The organism is Dyella sp. 2RAB6, assembly GCF_052115385.1.
Classification (GTDB): Bacteria; Pseudomonadota; Gammaproteobacteria; order Xanthomonadales; family Rhodanobacteraceae; genus Dyella_D.
This window is the reverse complement of record NZ_JBFRGP010000026.1, coordinates 1-16,514: the sequence shown is the minus strand read 5'-3', so window position 1 is coordinate 16,514 and position 16,514 is coordinate 1. Positions and strand designations below refer to the sequence as shown.

Annotated in this window: 13 protein-coding genes, 1 tRNA gene and 1 pseudogene; 12 read left to right on the top strand and 3 right to left on the bottom strand. The window is 67.1% G+C overall.

The features are described from left to right. Positions 1 to 77: 77 nt before the first annotated feature. The 4 genes from AB4083_RS21060 (at position 78) to AB4083_RS21045 (ending at position 4,907) form a co-directional block, all read left to right on the top strand. The gene (locus tag AB4083_RS21060) at positions 78 to 1,811 is read left to right on the top strand and encodes an ArnT family glycosyltransferase (protein WP_441610471.1); all 1,734 of its coding nucleotides are present in this window, start codon (positions 78 to 80) and stop codon (positions 1,809 to 1,811) included. Positions 1,812 to 1,872: 61 nt separating this feature from the next. Further along, positions 1,873 to 2,832: a glycosyltransferase gene (locus AB4083_RS21055; RefSeq protein WP_441610470.1), complete on the top strand. Its 960-nt coding sequence runs from the start codon at positions 1,873 to 1,875 to the stop codon at positions 2,830 to 2,832. 18 nt (positions 2,833 to 2,850) lie between these two features. Next, positions 2,851 to 3,852: a glycosyltransferase gene (locus AB4083_RS21050; protein WP_441610469.1), complete on the top strand. Its 1,002-nt coding sequence runs from the start codon at positions 2,851 to 2,853 to the stop codon at positions 3,850 to 3,852. A 23-nt stretch (positions 3,853 to 3,875) separates the two neighbouring features. Further along, positions 3,876 to 4,907 (top strand): glycosyltransferase, encoded by a 1,032-nt coding sequence (locus AB4083_RS21045; RefSeq protein WP_441610468.1) that lies wholly within the window; start codon positions 3,876 to 3,878, stop codon positions 4,905 to 4,907. Here the strand turns inward: AB4083_RS21045 and AB4083_RS21040 are convergent. Next, complete coding sequence (locus AB4083_RS21040) at positions 4,887 to 7,016, bottom strand: glycosyltransferase (protein WP_441610467.1); 2,130 nt, start codon at positions 7,014 to 7,016, stop codon at positions 4,887 to 4,889. The genes AB4083_RS21045 and AB4083_RS21040 overlap by 21 nt on opposite strands. A 375-nt stretch (positions 7,017 to 7,391) precedes the next feature. Between AB4083_RS21040 and AB4083_RS21035 the strand changes: the two genes are divergently transcribed. The 4 genes from AB4083_RS21035 (at position 7,392) to AB4083_RS21020 (ending at position 11,365) form a co-directional block, all read left to right on the top strand. After that, positions 7,392 to 8,207, top strand: a complete 816-nt coding sequence (locus AB4083_RS21035) for a glycosyltransferase family 2 protein (protein ID WP_441610466.1) — start codon at positions 7,392 to 7,394, stop codon at positions 8,205 to 8,207. Positions 8,208 to 8,209: 2 nt separating this feature from the next. Beyond that, positions 8,210 to 9,241 (top strand): CDP-glycerol glycerophosphotransferase family protein, encoded by a 1,032-nt coding sequence (locus AB4083_RS21030; protein WP_441610465.1) that lies wholly within the window; start codon positions 8,210 to 8,212, stop codon positions 9,239 to 9,241. A 91-nt stretch (positions 9,242 to 9,332) separates the two neighbouring features. Then, positions 9,333 to 11,039 carry an ArnT family glycosyltransferase gene (locus AB4083_RS21025; protein WP_441610464.1) on the top strand — a complete coding sequence of 569 codons (1,707 nt, stop codon included), beginning with the start codon at positions 9,333 to 9,335 and terminating at the stop codon, positions 11,037 to 11,039. Beyond that, positions 11,036 to 11,365, top strand: a complete 330-nt coding sequence (locus AB4083_RS21020) for a tetratricopeptide repeat protein (RefSeq protein WP_441610463.1) — start codon at positions 11,036 to 11,038, stop codon at positions 11,363 to 11,365. Before AB4083_RS21025 ends, AB4083_RS21020 begins: the two co-directional genes overlap by 4 nt. A gap of 140 nt (positions 11,366 to 11,505) precedes the next feature. On the opposite strand, the gene AB4083_RS21015 is transcribed toward AB4083_RS21020, so the two are convergent. After that, positions 11,506 to 12,414 (bottom strand): LpxL/LpxP family acyltransferase, encoded by a 909-nt coding sequence (locus AB4083_RS21015; protein ID WP_441610462.1) that lies wholly within the window; start codon positions 12,412 to 12,414, stop codon positions 11,506 to 11,508. Positions 12,415 to 12,513: 99 nt separating this feature from the next. On the opposite strand from AB4083_RS21015, the gene dtd reads away from it, so the two are divergent. Continuing rightward, positions 12,514 to 12,954 (top strand): D-aminoacyl-tRNA deacylase, encoded by a 441-nt coding sequence (gene dtd / locus AB4083_RS21010; protein WP_441610461.1) that lies wholly within the window; start codon positions 12,514 to 12,516, stop codon positions 12,952 to 12,954. Between the two features lie 166 nt (positions 12,955 to 13,120). After that, positions 13,121 to 14,980: an RNA polymerase sigma factor RpoD gene (rpoD, locus tag AB4083_RS21005; RefSeq protein ID WP_441610460.1), complete on the top strand. Its 1,860-nt coding sequence runs from the start codon at positions 13,121 to 13,123 to the stop codon at positions 14,978 to 14,980. A gap of 78 nt (positions 14,981 to 15,058) precedes the next feature. Here rpoD and AB4083_RS21000 read toward each other — a convergent pair whose 3' ends face one another. After that, the gene (locus tag AB4083_RS21000; RefSeq protein ID WP_441610459.1) at positions 15,059 to 15,436 is read right to left on the bottom strand and encodes a SnoaL-like domain-containing protein; all 378 of its coding nucleotides are present in this window, start codon (positions 15,434 to 15,436) and stop codon (positions 15,059 to 15,061) included. A gap of 158 nt (positions 15,437 to 15,594) precedes the next feature. On the opposite strand from AB4083_RS21000, the gene AB4083_RS20995 reads away from it, so the two are divergent. Together AB4083_RS20995 and AB4083_RS20990 are read left to right on the top strand one after the other, a co-directional pair. Next, positions 15,595 to 15,670: transfer RNA gene (locus tag AB4083_RS20995), tRNA-Ile, on the top strand. A gap of 210 nt (positions 15,671 to 15,880) precedes the next feature. Next, a pseudogene (locus AB4083_RS20990) lies at positions 15,881 to 16,363 on the top strand (tyrosine-type recombinase/integrase); the annotation flags it as partial. Positions 16,364 to 16,514: the final 151 nt, after the last annotated feature.

Genomic DNA, 16,514 nt, shown 5'->3' with positions numbered 1-16,514 from the left:
TAAGCGCTGAATAAGGCGCCTGGCTTACAAGGTTCCACCCATCGCTGCCTCGCGGCGCCGCCGCCGGAAGTCCACGCATGCCCGTTGCCTCGCAAGCCACTCTCCAGGAACGCCGCTATTTCTGGCTGCTGCTGATCTTCGCCGTGGTGGTGATCGGCGCCGGCATCGGCCTGCGCGATCCCTGGCCGTCGGACGAGCCGCGCTTCACGCTCGCCGCCAAGCAGATGGTGGAAAGCGGCGACTGGCTGTTCCCGCATCGCGGCAGCGAGCTGTATTCGGACAAGCCGCCGATGCTGATGTGGACCGAAGCCGCCAGCTACAGGATCCTGCGCAGCTGGCGCGCGGCCTTCCTGCTGCCTTCGCTGCTGGCCGCGCTGGGCACCCTGCTGCTGGTGTACGACCTGGGCCGGCGGCTGTGGAGCCGGCAGGCCGGCTTATATGCGGCCGCGGCCCTGCTGGTGAGTTTCCAGTTCGTCTACCAGGTGAAACGCGCGCAGATCGATCCGCTGGTGATGTTCTACATCACCGCGGCGAACTGGGGCCTGCTGGTGCATCTGCTCAAAGGCCCGAACTGGCGAGCGTTCTGGTTCGGCTGTTTCTGTGCGGGCCTGGGCGTAATCACCAAGGGCGTGGGCGTGCTCGCCCTGTTCATGCTGGTGCCGTACCTGGTGGCATGGCTGGGCGGATGGAACGGCGTGTCGCGCATGGGCCCGGGCGCGTGGTGGCGCTGGCCGCTGGGGCTGGTCGCGCTGCTCGCGGCGATCGCGCTGTGGCTGGTGCCGATGCTGCTGGGCGCGAAGGCGCATGGCGGCGATCCGGCCTATGCCGGCTACGTCAACGACATCCTGTTCCATCAGACCGCCGGCCGTTACAGCAAGTCGTGGGATCACCACCACTCGCCGTTCTATTACGTGCCGATCGTGCTGTTCAGCTGGCTGCCGCTGTCGCTCACCTATCCGGGCACGCTGCCGCGCTGGTGGCAGCAGTTGAAGGCGAAGGACGCGCGCATCCTGCTGCCGCTGGGCTGGATCGTGCTGATCCTGATCTTCTTCGCGATCCCCAAGGGCAAGCGCGACGTCTACATCATGCCGGCGCTGCCGATGCTGGCGCTGATCAGCGGCCCCTTCCTGCACGAACTGCTGCAGAAGCGCTGGCTGCGCATCGCCGGCCTGGTCTTCATCGGCATCATGGGCGCGGCCATGCTCGGCGTCGGCGCGGCCGCGCTGATCGCGCACCCGAAGTTCGCCACCGAATTCGCCACCGCGCGCGGCTTCGACGACGGCGGCCATGCGCTGTGGTGGATGTTCGTCGCCATCGGCGCCGTGCAGCTGTCGCTGATCGCCGCGCTGCGCCTGCGCCACGCCGTGTGGGCGGTGTGCGGCGGCATGCTGGCGATGTGGCTGGCCTGGGGCCTGTGGGCTTATCCGCTGCTCAACGATTCCAGCTCCGCCGCCGCGCTGATGCAGGACGTGCGCGAGCGCGTGCCGGCCAACGAGCAGCTCGGCCTGGTCGCATGGAAGGAACAGAACCTGCTGATGCTCGACCGCCCCGCCACCGACTTCGGCTTCACCGTGCCCTGGCACGAGCAGTACGTGGCGGCGGTGAAGTGGCAGGCGCAGGATCCGGCGCATCGCTGGCTGTTCGCGCTCGACGGCGTGATGGAGCAGTGCGTCGACCGCAGCAAGGCGATCAGCCTGGGCCATGCCAACCGCCGCGAGTGGTGGCTGTTCAAGGCCGACGCGGTGATCGCCGGCTGCACACCGAACGAAGAGGTCGACCGCGTGCCGGCGAATACCGCCGATTCCGCATGACCGCCCCATGCCGCATGACCGCCCCATGCCGCATGACCGCCCCATGCCTCATGACCGCCTTATGCCGCGCCTTGACCTGATCGGACGCGACAACGGCGCCGGCCTCAGCCGCGACATGGCCTTGCTGGCCGGCGCGCTGCGCGAGGCCGGCAACGGCGTCACCCTCACCGGCCTGCCGCACCGCGGCCGCCTGGCCGAATGGGCCACCCGGCTGCGGCTCGCGCTGCGCGCGCCAGCGCAGGACATCAACCTGATGCTGGAACGCATCCGCCCCGAATTCGTGCGCGGCGCGCGGCGCAATGTGCTGATTCCCAATCCCGAATATTTCCGGCCGTCCGATCGCGCCAGCCTGGCCTCGATGGATGCCGTGTGGGTGAAGACGCGCCACGCGGAACGCCTGTTCGCCGCGCTGGGCGCACGTACGCAGTACATCGGCTTCACCAGCCCGGACCGGCTCGATGCGTCGGTGCCGCGCCGGCACGCCTTCTTCCACGGCCCCGGCCGCAGCGGCAACAAGGGCACCGAAGCCTTGCTGCGCCTGTGGGCCGCGCATCCGTCGTGGCCGCAGCTCACCGTGGTGTGGCGACGCAAGCGGGTGGATATCGGCAGCCTGCCGGCCAACGTCAGGCTGCTGCGCGACCATCTCGACGACGAGACGTATCGCCGGCTGCAGAACGAGCACCGCTTCCATCTGTGCCCGTCGCAGACCGAGGGCTATGGCCATTACCTGGTCGAAGCGATGAGCTGCGGCGCCGTGGTGGTCACGCTCGATGCGGAGCCGATGAACGAACTGGTGACGGCCGCGCGCGGGGTGCTGGTCCCGGCACGCAGCGAAGGCACCCAGGACCTGGCCACGCTCTACGGCTACGCGGACGAAGCGATGGCCGCGGCGATCGAGCACTGCATCGCGATGGATGCATCCGCAGCCGAACCACTCGGCCACGCCGCCCGCAGCTGGTACGAAGCCAACCGCGCCGACTGGCCCGCGCGCCTGCGCGCCGCCATCGACGCCTTGCATTAGTCCTCCTCCGGAATCCGCATGCAGAAGCGCGCCATACAACTGATCGGCAACGACAATGGCGCCGGCCTCACCCGCGACATGCGCCTGGTCACGCGCATCCTGCGCGAAGGCGGTCATCAGGTCACGGTGACCCGGCTCAATAACCGCGCGCGGCTCAGCCATCGCTGGCAGCGTTTTTCCGGGCGCCTGCGCCAGCTGCTGCGCAACCTCGGCCGCGGCCGCCTGCATGCGCGCTACGACATCAACCTGATGTGCGAAAGCGTCAGCGCGCGCTATTTCCGCCAGGCCGACGCCAGCGCGCTGCTGCCGCATCCGGAATGGTTCGACGAGGCCTGGCTGGCCGATCTCGGCGGCATCGACCTGGTGCTGGCCAAGACCAACCATGCGCAGCGCCTGTTCGGCGAACTGGGCTGCCGCGTGATCCACACCGGCTTTGTCAGCGAAGACCAGCGCTCGCCGGAGATGCCGCGCCAGCCCACATTCTTCCATGGCCCGGGCCGCAGCAACAACAAGGGCACCGCGCAGATCCTGAAGCTGTGGGCCGCGCATCCGGACTGGCCGCTGCTCACCGTGGTGTGGCGCAGCGACGAGGCGCGCGCGTGGGAGCCGCCGGCCAACGTGCGCCTGATCCGCGACTACGTCGACGACCAGCAGCTGCGCATACTGCAGAACACCAGCGTGTTCCATCTGTGCCCCTCGCAGACCGAAGGCTATGGCCATTCGATCGTCGAAAGCCTGGGCATCGGCGCCGTGGTGATCTCCACCGACGCCGAACCGATGAACGAGCTGGTGACGCCCGAACACGGCGTGCTGGTCGCCGCGCACGCCGCCGGCAAGCAGGCGCTGGCCACGCTCTATGATTTCGACATGGACGCGATGCGCGCCGCCATCGAACGCTGCATCCAGATGCCGGAAGCCGAACAGCAACGCCTCGGCCAGGCCGCCCGCCAGTGGTTCGAGCACAACCGCCGCGATTTTCCCGGACGGCTGCTGCGCGCCCTCGATACGCTGTCTTCGTGACCCTCACTCAGCCGACCGCACCCATGAGCACCAGCGTCAACCTGATCGCACCCGACAACGGCCTGGGCCTGAGCCGCGACCTCCAGTTCACCGCCGATGCGCTCGAAGCCTGCGGCTGCACGGTGCACTTCACGCGGCTGACCGACGCCGACGAGAAAGTACGCTGGTCGCTGGGCCGCAAGGGCCTGCGCGGCAAGCTGCGCCGCTGGCGCCATGCGATGCGCCATCGCGAGGCGCCGCGCTTCGATCTCAACATCATGTTCGAGCACCTGTGGCCAGCGCATTTCGGCCTGGCGCGCCAGACCATCGCGCTGCCCAACACCGCCTGGTTCGACGCCAAGGATGTACTGCATCTGCCGCGCGTAGCGCGCGTGTGGTGCAAGACCAACGACGCAGTGGACGTGTTCCGCGGCCTGGGCAAACCCACCTCGCTGGTGGGCTTCGACAGCGAGGACCGCTTCGACGCCGCGGTGCCGCGCGAACGCGCCTTCTTCCACCTGGCCGGCGGCAGCGTCACGCGCGGCACCGAGCGCCTGCTGGCGGTGTGGCGGCGCCATCCGGAATGGCCGACGCTCACCGTGCTGCAGCATCCCGCCTGTGCGCCGCAGGATCTCAGCGCCTCGAACATCCGCCATCTGCGCCAGTTCCTCGATGGCAACGTGCCGGCGCAATACGCGGAACTGAGCCGCCTGCAGAACGGCTATCTGTTCCAGATCTGCACCTCGGAGATCGAGGGCTGGGGCCACTACATCGTCGAGGCGCTCGGCGTGGGCGCGGTCACCTTCGTGGTCGACGCGCCGCCGATGAATGAGCTGGTGACGGCCGAACGCGGCCTGCTCGTGCCTTACGCGCAGACCGGCCACATGGGGCAGGCGACCACCTATCAGTTCGACGAAGCAGCGCTGGAAGCTGCGGTGGCGCGCGCGCTGGCGATGCCGGAAACGGCCATCGCTGCGATGGGCGCCAACGCGCGGCAATGGTTCCTCGACAACAGCGCGGGTTTCGTCCCGCGCATCCGCCAGGCGCTGGCCGACTCAGCCGGCGCGAACGGCTGAGATCTCGTAGCTCTGCCCGGCGGCCATCGCCGCCAGGTGGCGGTCGATGCCCTGCTCGCAGCGCACGATGTGTTCGCGCACGGTGCGCAGATAGACCTGGTTGTTCGGCAGGGCCGGATCGTCCACTTCTTCCTGCGCGCGGGTGCGGTGCTCCAGGTGCGCGGCCAAGGCGGCCCACTTGAGCGCGCGGCGGCGTACGCCGGCATTGCCCAGGCGCGCGGCCAGCTCGCGGTCTTCCGCGCCGTAGCCTTCCATCTGTTCGTCGAAGCCGTTCACGCGCAGCAGGTCCTCGCGCCAGCAGCTCATATTGCAGCTCATCACGCGGCCGCCGCTGCGCGCGCGGGATTTCCAGCGTGCCAGCGCCAGCGAGCGGAACGCATATAGACGCTTGATGCCGTCGAACACCTGGAAATCCGCATCGGCCCACGGCGCGAACACCGGCCGGCCGCCGGCCAGCAGGCGCGCAGAGGCCTGTTCGCTGCTCTTGAAGCGGCCGCCCTGCAGGAAGTGGCCGCGCTCGGCCAGGGCCAGGTGGTCGGCGATGAAGTCCGGATGCAGCACCATGTCGCCGTCGATCATCACCACGTATTCGCTGCGGCTGGCGGCGATGCCGAGATTGCGGCTGCGCGAGGCGCGAAAACCCAGGTCTTCCTGCCACACGTGGCGCAACGGCACCGGGAAATCTTTGGCCATGCGCTCGATCACCGCACGCGTGGCGGGGCCGGAGCCGTCGTCGGCGACGATCACCTCGTCCGGCAAGCGGCTCTGCGCCGCGGCACTGGCCAGCACGCGCGCCAAGGCCTCGGGCCAGTTGTAGGTAAGCACCAGCAAAGTCACCGAACGCGGCGGCACGCGCACGCCGCGCGAACGGATGCTCCAGGACAGGCCCAGGCTCAACGCCACCGGCAGCCAGCCGAGCAGCCATTCCACGTCGGGGCGGCGCAGCAGCTGCGGCGCGTCGAACTGCCAGGCCACGCTGGCGTAGATCCACAGCGCCAGCATCACCCGGCCCAGCATCACGTGGCGGTAGCGCCAGGCGCGCCAGCCCGCCACCAGCCATAGCAGCGACCACAGCAGCATGCCGGGCACGCCGAGCAGGATGGCCAGGTGGCTGAGGATGTTGTGGCTGTGCTCCCAGGTCTGGCCTTCGCCGACGATGTCGTAGTGGCTGCCCATGCCCAAGCCCAGCCACGGGTGCTGGCCGATCAATGCCAGCGACTGCTGCAGGATCTCCGGCCGGTACGACAGGCCGCGGTCCTTCATGTACTGCCAGCCGCCCAGGGCGATGATTACCGCCGCCACGCCCAGCATCGCCGCCGCGCGGCGGCGGATATGCCGATGCGGCGCCGCCAGCAGCATCACCGCCTGGGTGGCGATCAGCGCCAGCCAGATCGAGCGGGTGAAGGTCAGCAGCACGAAGGTCATCAGCGCCACGATCGAAACGATCTGCAGCACGCGCTGCCAGCGCCCGCGCACGGACAGCTGCAGCAGCCACACGCTGGCCGCGCCGAAGGCGAACGCGGCGAGGTTGGGGTTATCCAGCGTGCCGAAGCCGACCAGGCGGTCCTGCATCTGCCAGGTGGAACCCACCCGCAGCGGGAACACTGCCATCGACACCAGCGCCGCCAGGCCCAGGCCCGCACCCGCCCAATACAACAGCGCTTGCGCGCGCCGCGGCTGCCCCGCGACCAGGCTGCCCAGCAGCACCACGAAGGCCAGCACGTAGAACACCACCACCGCGTCGTCGCCGAGCTTGCCGTTGCGCGCCCAGATCACCGAGATCATGGTCCAGGCCAGGAAGGCCAGCAGCAGCTTGCCTTCGCGCGCCTCCAGCAGGCCGCGCACCAGCGGGCGCCGCCAGGACCAGGCCAGCCACGCGGCCGGCAGCAGGAACAGCGCGATCAGGCTGTCGTGGTAGTACTTGCCGGGATTCCATACTTTCGGCCCCTGCGGACTGGCGGCCATGCCGACCAGCAGCCAGCCCAGTCCCAGCAGCATCCACAGGCGCAGCCACGCGGGCAGGGCCAGCCAGCGCCGCTTGAACTGGGCGGCCAGGCCTTCTTCCCTTGCCCCGGCATGCACGGTGTCTTTCAAGCTGTCCTTCCACATTCTCGAGGCGAATCCTGTCAACCGGCGGATGCCGCTGGGGCCAAACCCCACCAGTCAACGCACAAGCGCGCGCAAGGATACCCATACCGGGCGAAACGGAGCGCGAACGGGGGCATAACCCAAGTCAGAACGTGCGGGCGGTGGATTTGCGCAACCGAAGCGAAAGCCCCTCTCCCGTCGGGAGAGGGGTGAGGGTGAGGGTGAGGGTGCGGGCGAAGCGGAGCGTTGCACTCCGGCCGAACCCTCATCCGGCTGCCGCCACCTTCCTCGCTCCTCAGAGCCGGGCACATCCCTGTGCCCTCCCCGCGTGCTCCCGGAGGGAGAAGGGCTCACCCTTGAGGACTGAGACGAAAGGCCATCGGCTAGAATCGCCCGATGCAGACGCTCCCCCTCACCCTCGTCGTGATGACCTACAACGAGGCGAAGAACATCGCCCGTTGCCTGGACAGCGTGCCGTTCGCCGCCGAAAAAGTGGTGATCGACAGCGGCAGCACCGACGACACGGTGGCGCTCGCCCGCGCCCAAGGCGCCCGCGTGGTGCACCAGGACTGGCTGGGCTTCGGCCCGCAGCGCAACTTCGCCAGCACCCAGGCCGGCCACGACTGGATCCTGGCGCTGGACGCCGACGAGTACCTGACCCCCGCCCTGGCCGAGGAGATCGCCGCCAGGCTGCCCGCGCTGATGGCCGGCCCCACCTGCGCCGTGTGGCTGCGCCGCGCCACCATCTACATGGGCGCGCCGATGCGCTTCTACCTGCCCTCGATGGGCGAGAAGATGGCCCGCCTGTACCACCGCGAGCGCGCCCGCTGGGCCGACGTGCGCGTGCACGAATCGCTGCGCTTCGATGGCCCCGCGGTCACCTTCCAGGCCCGCTTCAACCACGAGAACAACCCCAGCCTGCCGGAGAAGCAGATCAAGGTGCTGCGCTACGCGGAGCTGAAATGCCGCGACTGGCTGGAGAAGGACAAGCCGGTGCGCATGTGGCAGACGCCGTTCGTGTTCGCGCTGGCCTTCCTCAAGGACTATCTCTTGCGCCTGGCCTTCCTCGACGGCTGGCGCGGCTACGCCATCGCCCAGACCGCCGCCTCGTATGCGGTGTACAAGCGCATGCGTTACTACGAAATGCGCCACAACCCGGCCTCCATCGACAGCGCCGCCGCCGCGCTCCACCGCCACGGAATCGACCGCTGACCATGCCCAAGCATTACCTCCTGTACGGTTCCGAGCGCTACGCGCTGGCCATCCTGCGGCCGGTGCAGGAGGCGATCCGTGCGCGCGGGGACGAGGCGGCGTGGTTCTTCGACGGCCCCGGCGCGGAAGACCTGGTCGCGGGCGAGCGCCTGCTGACGGTGCGCGAAGTACGTGCGTGGAAGCCGATCGCCTGCATCACCTCGTCCAACCATCTGCCGCATTTCTTTCCCGGCGTGAAAGTCGAGACCTTCCACGGCTTCGACGCCGGCAAGCCGCGGCATATCTATATCCGCGGCTTCTTCGACCTGTACTGCACCACCGGCCCGCGCGACACCGTGCAGTTCCAGGCGCTGGCCGACGAGCTGGGCCACTTCGCGGTGGCCGAGACCGGCTGGCCCAAGCTCGATCCCTTCATGAAGGAGATCGCCGGGCCGCTGCCGCCGGTGCGCGAGCCGCCGGTGATCCTCTACCACTCCACCTTTTCCCCTTCGTGGAGCGCGGCGGAGACCCTCTATGAAGAGGTGAAGCGCCTGTCGCGCAGCGGCGAGTGGCGCTGGATCGTCAGCTTCCATCCGAAGATGAATCCGGAGACGGTGGCCAAGTACAAGGCGCTGCAGGGCGAGCACCTGACGTTTGCCGAGAACGACAACATCCTGGAGCTGTTCCCCCAGGCCGACCTGATGTGCTCGGACACCTCGTCCGCGCTGAGCGAGTTCCTGCTCACCGGCAAGCCGGTGGTGACCTTCAAGAACCGCCGCCCGGGTCCGCAGCTGATCGATATCGACGACGCGGCGCAGTTCGAACCCGCCATCCGCACCGCGCTCAGCCGCCCGCCGCAGCTGATCCAGGCGATCCGCGACTTCGCCGACGCCATCCACCCCTACCGCGACGGCCATTCGAGCGAGCGCGTGCTGGATGCGATCGACGCCTTTATCGCCAGGGGCGGGCGCAGCCGTAGACGCAAACCCGGCAACTGGTGGCGCAAGCTCAAGCTGCGACGCCGTATCGGTTATTGGGGTCCGGCGCGCTCCTAAAGCCCCCGGACAGAAAAGCCCCACTAGAATCGCCACCTTCTAGAGCCGCCACCTTCTAGAACCGCCACCTTCCCGAGAAAGAGCCGCCGCCTTGCCCTCCAGCGCCTACAGCCGTTCCGAACACCTGCGCTCCCTGTGGCCCTGGCTGCCGTTGTGGACCGTGGTCGCCCTGCTGGCGATCTTCTCGCACGGCCCGATGCCGCTGTATTCCACCCGCACCCTGGCGGTGGCATGGGAGATGTGGAGCCACGGCCACTGGCTGGTGCCGCATATCAACGGCCAGCCGTATAGCGACAAGGTGCCGCTGCTGTTCTGGATGATCCACGCCGGCTGGTTCGTGTTCGGCGTCAACGATGTGTGGCCGCGCATCCTGGAAGTGATCTTCGGCGGCGCCCAGCTGATGCTGCTGGCGACCCTGGCGCGGCGCCTGTTCCCCAACCGCCCGTGGGTGGCCAAGGGCGCGCCGTGGATGCTGCTGGCGCTGGGCTACGCCTTCCTGTTCGGCCTGCAGGTGATGTACGAGGTGCTGCTGGCGGTATGGGTGCTGGCGGCGCTGCTGACCCTGACCCCGAAGGCCCAGCGCGAGGAACCGCGCTGGCTGCTGTTCGGCCTGTGCATCGGCGCCGGCCTGATGACCAAGGGCCCGGTGATGCTGCTGCACGTGGCCTTCCCCTGGCTGCTCGGCCCGCTGTGGAACGACTGGGCCAATCGTCACCGCGCGCGCTGGTACGGCCGCGGCCTGCTTTCCGTGCTGCTGGGCGGGGCCATCCTGCTGGCCTGGGCGCTGCCGGCCGGCTTCAGCGGCGGCGACGAATATCGCCACCGCCTGTTCTTCACCCAGACCGCCGGCCGCGTGGTGGACGCGTTCGACCACGCCCGCCCGTTCTGGTGGTACCTGACCATGATCCCGGCCCTGCTGTTCCCGTTCAGCGGCTGGCCGCGGGCGTGGGTGGCGCTGGGCGCGCTGCGCCGGCCGCTGGAGCCGGGCATCCGCTTCAGCCTGTGCTGGCTGCTGCCGGTGCTGCTGGCGTTCTCGCTGATCAGCGGCAAGCAGCTGTATTACCCGCTGCCGGAATTCGCCGGCGCCACCCTGCTGCTGGCCGGCGCCATCGCCGTGCTGCGCGAGCAGCGGCCCAGGCTGGGCACCACCGCCTGGCTGGGCACCTGGCCGCTGGGCGTGGGCGGCATCCTGTTCGCGGTGTTCCTGTTCGTGCTGCCGAACCTGGTGGCGCAGAACCTGATGCATGGCGAGTTCATCGATTCCACCTCGCAGTACAGCCGCTTCTTCAGCGTGGTGTTCGTGCTGCTCGGCGCGCTGTTGCTGCTGCGTGGCCGCGGCGAGCTGCGCCGGCTGGCAGTGGCCGGCCTGGTCGGCGTGCTGGCGCTCAATACGCTGTTCACCCTGACCATGTGGCCGAACTTCGACCTGCGCCCCGCCGCCCACCTGCTGGGCGCGGCGGACGCGGAAGGCCGGGCGATCGGCTATGTCGGCAACTACGAAGGCCAGTTCCACTTCGAGGGCCGCCTGACCCGGCCGATCGAGCGCCTGACCGAAGGCGAGTCGATCCAGGCCTTCGCCCGCCTGCATCCGGACGGCCTGATCATCACCCGCCCCGAGAAGCTGGCCGACACCGACCTGCGCTATCCGCTGCTGGTGCAGCCGTTCCGCTCCAGCTGGGTGGTGGTCTGGCCGGCCTCGTCGCTGGCCGCCCAGCGCGCCGGCCACACCCCGGCCGAACCACCGCATCCGACCCGGCTGTACCAGATCGACCCGTGGCGGTTCCGCGCACTGCAATGAACGCCGCGCTGATCGCCAACCTGCGCGCGCAGTGCGGCGGCCCGCGCGACGGCGCGCTGCTGCGGTTCTCGCTGGGCAATGCGCTGTTGAGCGAAGGCGATGTCGCCGCTGCGGCGGAAGAACTGCGCCACGCCGTGCGCTTCGATCCGCGCTATTCCGCCGCGTGGAAGCTGCTGGGAAAAGCGCTGCTGGCGGTGGAAGACCGCGCCGCTGCGGCCGATGCCTGGCGGCACGGCATCGAGGCCGCCCGCGCACGCGGCGACAAGCAGGCGGAGAAGGAAATGGCGGTGTTCCTGCGCCGGGTCGAGCCAAAGGACGCAGGCTAAAACCCCACCAACCAAAGTACCGCGCCCCCCACGCACCCGTCATTCCAGCGAAAGCTGGAATCCAGCGCCTTCACTTTGGGCCTTCGAGTCACTGGACCCAAGCTTTCGCTGGGGTGACGCAAGTGGTGACGAGGGTTTTGTCAGCGCCCCTCGTCCAACACCTCAGGATGGTCATACGGGCTCGGCCGGTTATTCGCCGAATACCGCTTGTAGTGCCACTGATACTGCGCGTACGCCAACTCCACGCAGTTCTGCACGCCGCGGTTGAGCGCCGCGCAGGCCACCGGCTGATCCGCATCCGCCAGCCCTTCCGGCGCCGGCAGCAGATGGATGCGGAACCCCTCGCCCCGCGGCAGCCGCTCGGCGAACGCGAACAGCACCGTCGCCCCGGTACGCGCCGCCAGCCGCGGCAGCAGCACCATGGTCAGCGCCTCGCGGCCGAAGAACGGCGCGAACTCGCCCTCGCCTTCGCGCGGCTTCTGGTCCGGCAGGATGCCCACCGTGCCGCCCGCGCCCAGCCGCTTGAACAGCGTGCGCACCCCGGCACCCTCGGCGCGCACCTGCTCCGGCGCCAGCGCGCCGCGCGCCTTGCGCAGCAGGCCTTCGACCGCGGCGATGCGCGGCGGGCGGTACAGGATCGCCATCGGCGTCTTGCGGCACAGCCAGTAATTGAGCAGTTCCCAGCAGCCCAGGTGCGGCGCGGCGATGATCACGCCGCGGCCGTTGGCCAGGGCCGCGTCGAACAGCGCCTCGCCGCGCACCTCGCGCACCAGGTCCAGCGCGCGCTCGGCGTCGCTGCCCCAGATCTTGGCGATCTCGGTGATCGACTTGCCGCTCTCGATCATCACTTCGCGCAGCAGCGCCGCACGTGCCGGCGCGTCCAGTTCCGGCCGGGTGATGCGGATGTTCACGGCGGTGTTCTGTACGGTCTTGCCGTCCAGCCGCAGCGACAGCCGGCCCAGCAGGGCGCCCACGCCATGCAGGGCCCGCAAAGGCAGCAGGCCGACCAGACGCAGCAGGAGATAGAGCAGGAAGATATCGAAGCGCATGAGCCGCGCAGTGTAGCGGCTGACGCCGGGCCCTCTCCGGCCGCCGGCCCGTTTTGTGGGTAATCTTTGCGCCCCCGCCGCCAGCCCAGCCGCTTATCGATGATCGCCCTGATCCAGCGCGTCCTCCGTGCCCAAGTCGACGTCGGCGACGAAACCGTCGGCGCCATCGGCCCTGGCCTGCTCGCCCTGGTGGCGGTGCAGCCGGCCGACGACGAAGCCAGCACCCGCCGCATGCTCGAACGCCTGCTCGGCTACCGCGTGTTCGCCGATGAACAGGGCCGCATGAACCGCTCGCTCAAGGACACCGGCGGCCAGCTGCTGCTGGTCAGCCAATTCACCCTGGCCGCCGACACCCGCTCCGGCATGCGCCCTAGCTTCACCCGCGCCGCTTCGCCCGAGCAGGGCCGCCTCTGGTTCGACCGGCTGGTCGAATTGGCCCGGGTCGCACACCCGGGGGTGGAAATCGGGCGCTTCGGTGCCCATATGAAGGTCCAGCTGGTCAACGACGGACCAGTCACCTTCTGGCTCGAAACGCCATGACCGCGGACCCATCGGGTGACCGCGACGATTCCGAAGAAAATCTCTCAAGAACGGCTGTTTGGCGCGCTTTTTGCGTGTGCCGGATACCCATTTCTTTCACTTGAAAACTGGTCAAAAAAGCATCACATCGCTATACTGATCGGTTCCTGCATCCGCGGCGGTAGGTATGAACAACAAAGCTCCCGAGCAACAGTCTGAAATCAAGGCGCTTATCTCCAAAGGTCTCGAGCAGGGCTACCTGACCTACGCCGAAATCAACGACCACCTGCCCGACGACATCGTCGATCCGGAGCAGATCGAAGACATCATGGCCGTCCTCAAGGGCGTCGGCATCGAAGTGCACGATGCCGCCCCGGACGCCGACCCCCTGTCCGACAACGCCAGTGGCACCGCCACCGACGACGAGGCCGCGGCCGAAGAAGCCGTCGCCCTGCTGTCGGCCGTCGACTCCGAAGTGGGCCGCACCACCGACCCGGTGCGCATGTACATGCGCGAGATGGGCACGGTCGAGCTGCTCACCCGCGAAGGCGAAATCGCCATCGCCAAGCGCATCGAGGAAGGCCTCGGCCAGGTGCAGACCGCGCTGGCCAGCTTCCCGCTCACCATCGAGATGCTGCTGGAGGAATACGACCAGCACCTGGACGGCAAGCGTCGCCTGAGCGAGATCCTGGCCGGCTTCGCCGACCTCGAAGAAGCCGCCGACGCCGCCCTGGCCGCCGCCGAAGTGGAAGCCGCCGACGCTGACGGCGAAGCCGAAGAGGACGAGGAAACCGAAGGCGCCGCCGAGGAAGAGGAGGCCGGCCCGACCGGCCCCGATCCGGAAGAGGTCAAGCGCCGCATGGAACTGCTGCGCGACTATTACGGCAAGTTCCAGAAGGCCTCGGCCAAGACCCCCGACATCGGCGACAAGAAGATCATCAAGCTGCGCGAGCAGATGGCTGAGGAATTCCTCAAGCTCAAGCTGCCCTCCGCGCTGATCGACAGCTTCGTGCGCAAGCTGCGCGAGGTGGTGAACGACATCCGTCACCACGAGCGCCTGCTGATGGATATCTTCGTCAAGCAGGTGAAGATGCCCAAGGCCGAGTTCATCAAGACCTTCCCCAGCAACGAAGGCAACCCCGAGTGGGCCAACGAGCTGGGCCGCAAGCGTCAGAAGTGGTCGCCGAACATCAAGACCTACAAGGAAGCGATCGACAGCGAACAGGAAAAGCTCGCCTCGATCGAGCACAAGCTGTTCCTGCCGCTCACCGACATCAAGGAAATCAACCGCACCATGTCGGTCGGCGAGGCCAAGGCCCGCCGCGCCAAGAAGGAAATGGTGGAGGCGAACCTGCGCCTGGTGATCTCGATCGCCAAGAAGTACACCAACCGCGGCCTGCAGTTCCTGGACCTGATCCAGGAAGGCAACATCGGCCTGATGAAGGCGGTGGACAAGTTCGAATACCGCCGCGGCTACAAGTTCTCCACCTACGCCACCTGGTGGATCCGCCAGGCGATCACCCGCTCCATCGCCGACCAGGCGCGCACCATCCGCATCCCGGTCCACATGATAGAGACGATCAACAAGCTCAACCGCATCTCCCGCCAGATGCTCCAGCAGTTCGGCCGCGAGCCGACGCCGGAGGAGCTGGCCAAGGAAATGGAGATGCCGGAGGACAAGATCCGCAAGGTGCTGAAGATCGCGAAGGAACCGATCTCGATGGAAACCCCCATCGGCGACGACGAAGACTCGCATCTGGGCGACTTCATCGAGGACACCAACGCCAGCTCGCCGATCGAGTCGGCGACGGAAACGGGCCTGATGGAAACCGTGCGCGAAGTGCTGGCCGGCCTCACCCCGCGCGAAGCGAAGGTGCTGCGCATGCGCTTCGGCATCGACATGAATACCGATCACACGCTGGAAGAGGTCGGCAAGCAGTTCGATGTGACGCGCGAGCGTATCCGCCAGATCGAGGCCAAGGCGCTGCGCAAGCTGCGTCATCCGAGCCGCTCGGAGCAGCTGCGCTCGTTCCTCGATATCGACTGATCCCGCTTCCACGCGAACCGTAGAAAATGAAAAGCCCCGCACAAGCGGGGCTTTTCTTTTATGCCGGGGGAAAGGGGATCAGGCGCCCATGTCGTAGAAGAACTCTTCCTTGTCGATCTTGCCGTCCTTGTTGACGTGATAGACGCAGATCTCCGTCATGTTGATGCGGCCGTATTCCTTCATCGTCACGTCCAGCGTCATCTCAAGACTGAACCAGTTGCCCGCCACCACTGCGTCGCTGACGTGGCCGCCGTGGACTTCCACCAGCGTCTCCTGGAACTTGCGACCCTTCTCGAAGATGGCATCCAGCCCCTTCACATTGCCCAGCGCGCCACCCGGCGCACCCTCCGGCTCGATGCTCTCCGCATCCTGCGCGTAGAGCTCCTTCTGCGCCTCTTCGTACTTGCCCTCGCGACACAAAGCCACCAACCGCTTCGCTACCGATTCCGTACTCATCGTGCACCTCCGGGTCAAAGGGCCTACCAGCCTACGCCGGGTGCGATAAGTCCGGATGTGCCGGTGGGTAGGGGCGGTGGTCTCGACGCTCCCCGGGTGCGCGGCTAACATGACGGACTGCTGCGAGATTGGCCGTGCAACGCGGCTGGCAAGCGTCAGGGCCTATAGCTCAACGGTTAGAGCAGGGGACTCATAATCCCTTGGTTCCAGGTTCGAATCCTGGTGGGCCCACCATCTATTGCTCTCAGGCAATCTCACAACATCTCATCACGACCGACAAATCTGCATTTCTAGGCCATTTCTGGCCCCGCCTCGTCTCACTTCGTCGCAAACCACCTCACCACAGCGCACTACAGCTGGTGGTATTTTTGGTGGTACATATGCGCCAATATCGCAAGAATTGGCGATACACCACCACTGAGCAGTTGGTGGTGCAGTTAGGAGATGGAGATGACGGAACTGACCGCACTGGCAGCACGAAACGCGAAGCCACGTGATGCAATGTATCGATTGGCAGCGGGCAAAGGCCTGCACCTGCAGGTGATGCCGAATGGCGCGAAGTACTGGCGGCTGAAATATCGGCACCTCAAGAAGCAACCGAAGATGATCAGTCTCGGCGTATTCCCGCAGGTCGGCCTGGCAGAGGCGCGTGCAGAACGCGATCGCCTACGCCAACTCATCGACGCTGGCATTGACCCCAGTACGCAGCGTCGCGCTGATCGCCTCGCACGCCAACTAGCCACTGAAAATAGCTTGGAAGCAATAGCGAGGGCCTGGTTCGCCGAAAAGAGGAGCAGTTGGGTAGAAAGTTACGCGCGCGGTGTAATCAGTCGGCTCGAAAACAATGTCTTTCCATGGCTTGGTGCACTGCCCATCACCGAGGTCACCGCGCCACAGATCCTCACCACGATGCAGAGAATCCACGAACGAGGGGCTTGTACAGACTTTTGTGTAAACGGGATCGCTTTAAAGCTGAGGGATGCGGCCTTCGAACTGGATGGTAAAGCGGTTGAGCGCCGCCTTCCAATCATGGATTGGAAGCGTCCATTTTTTACTGATGTTGCGCAGCCCTAAGTAG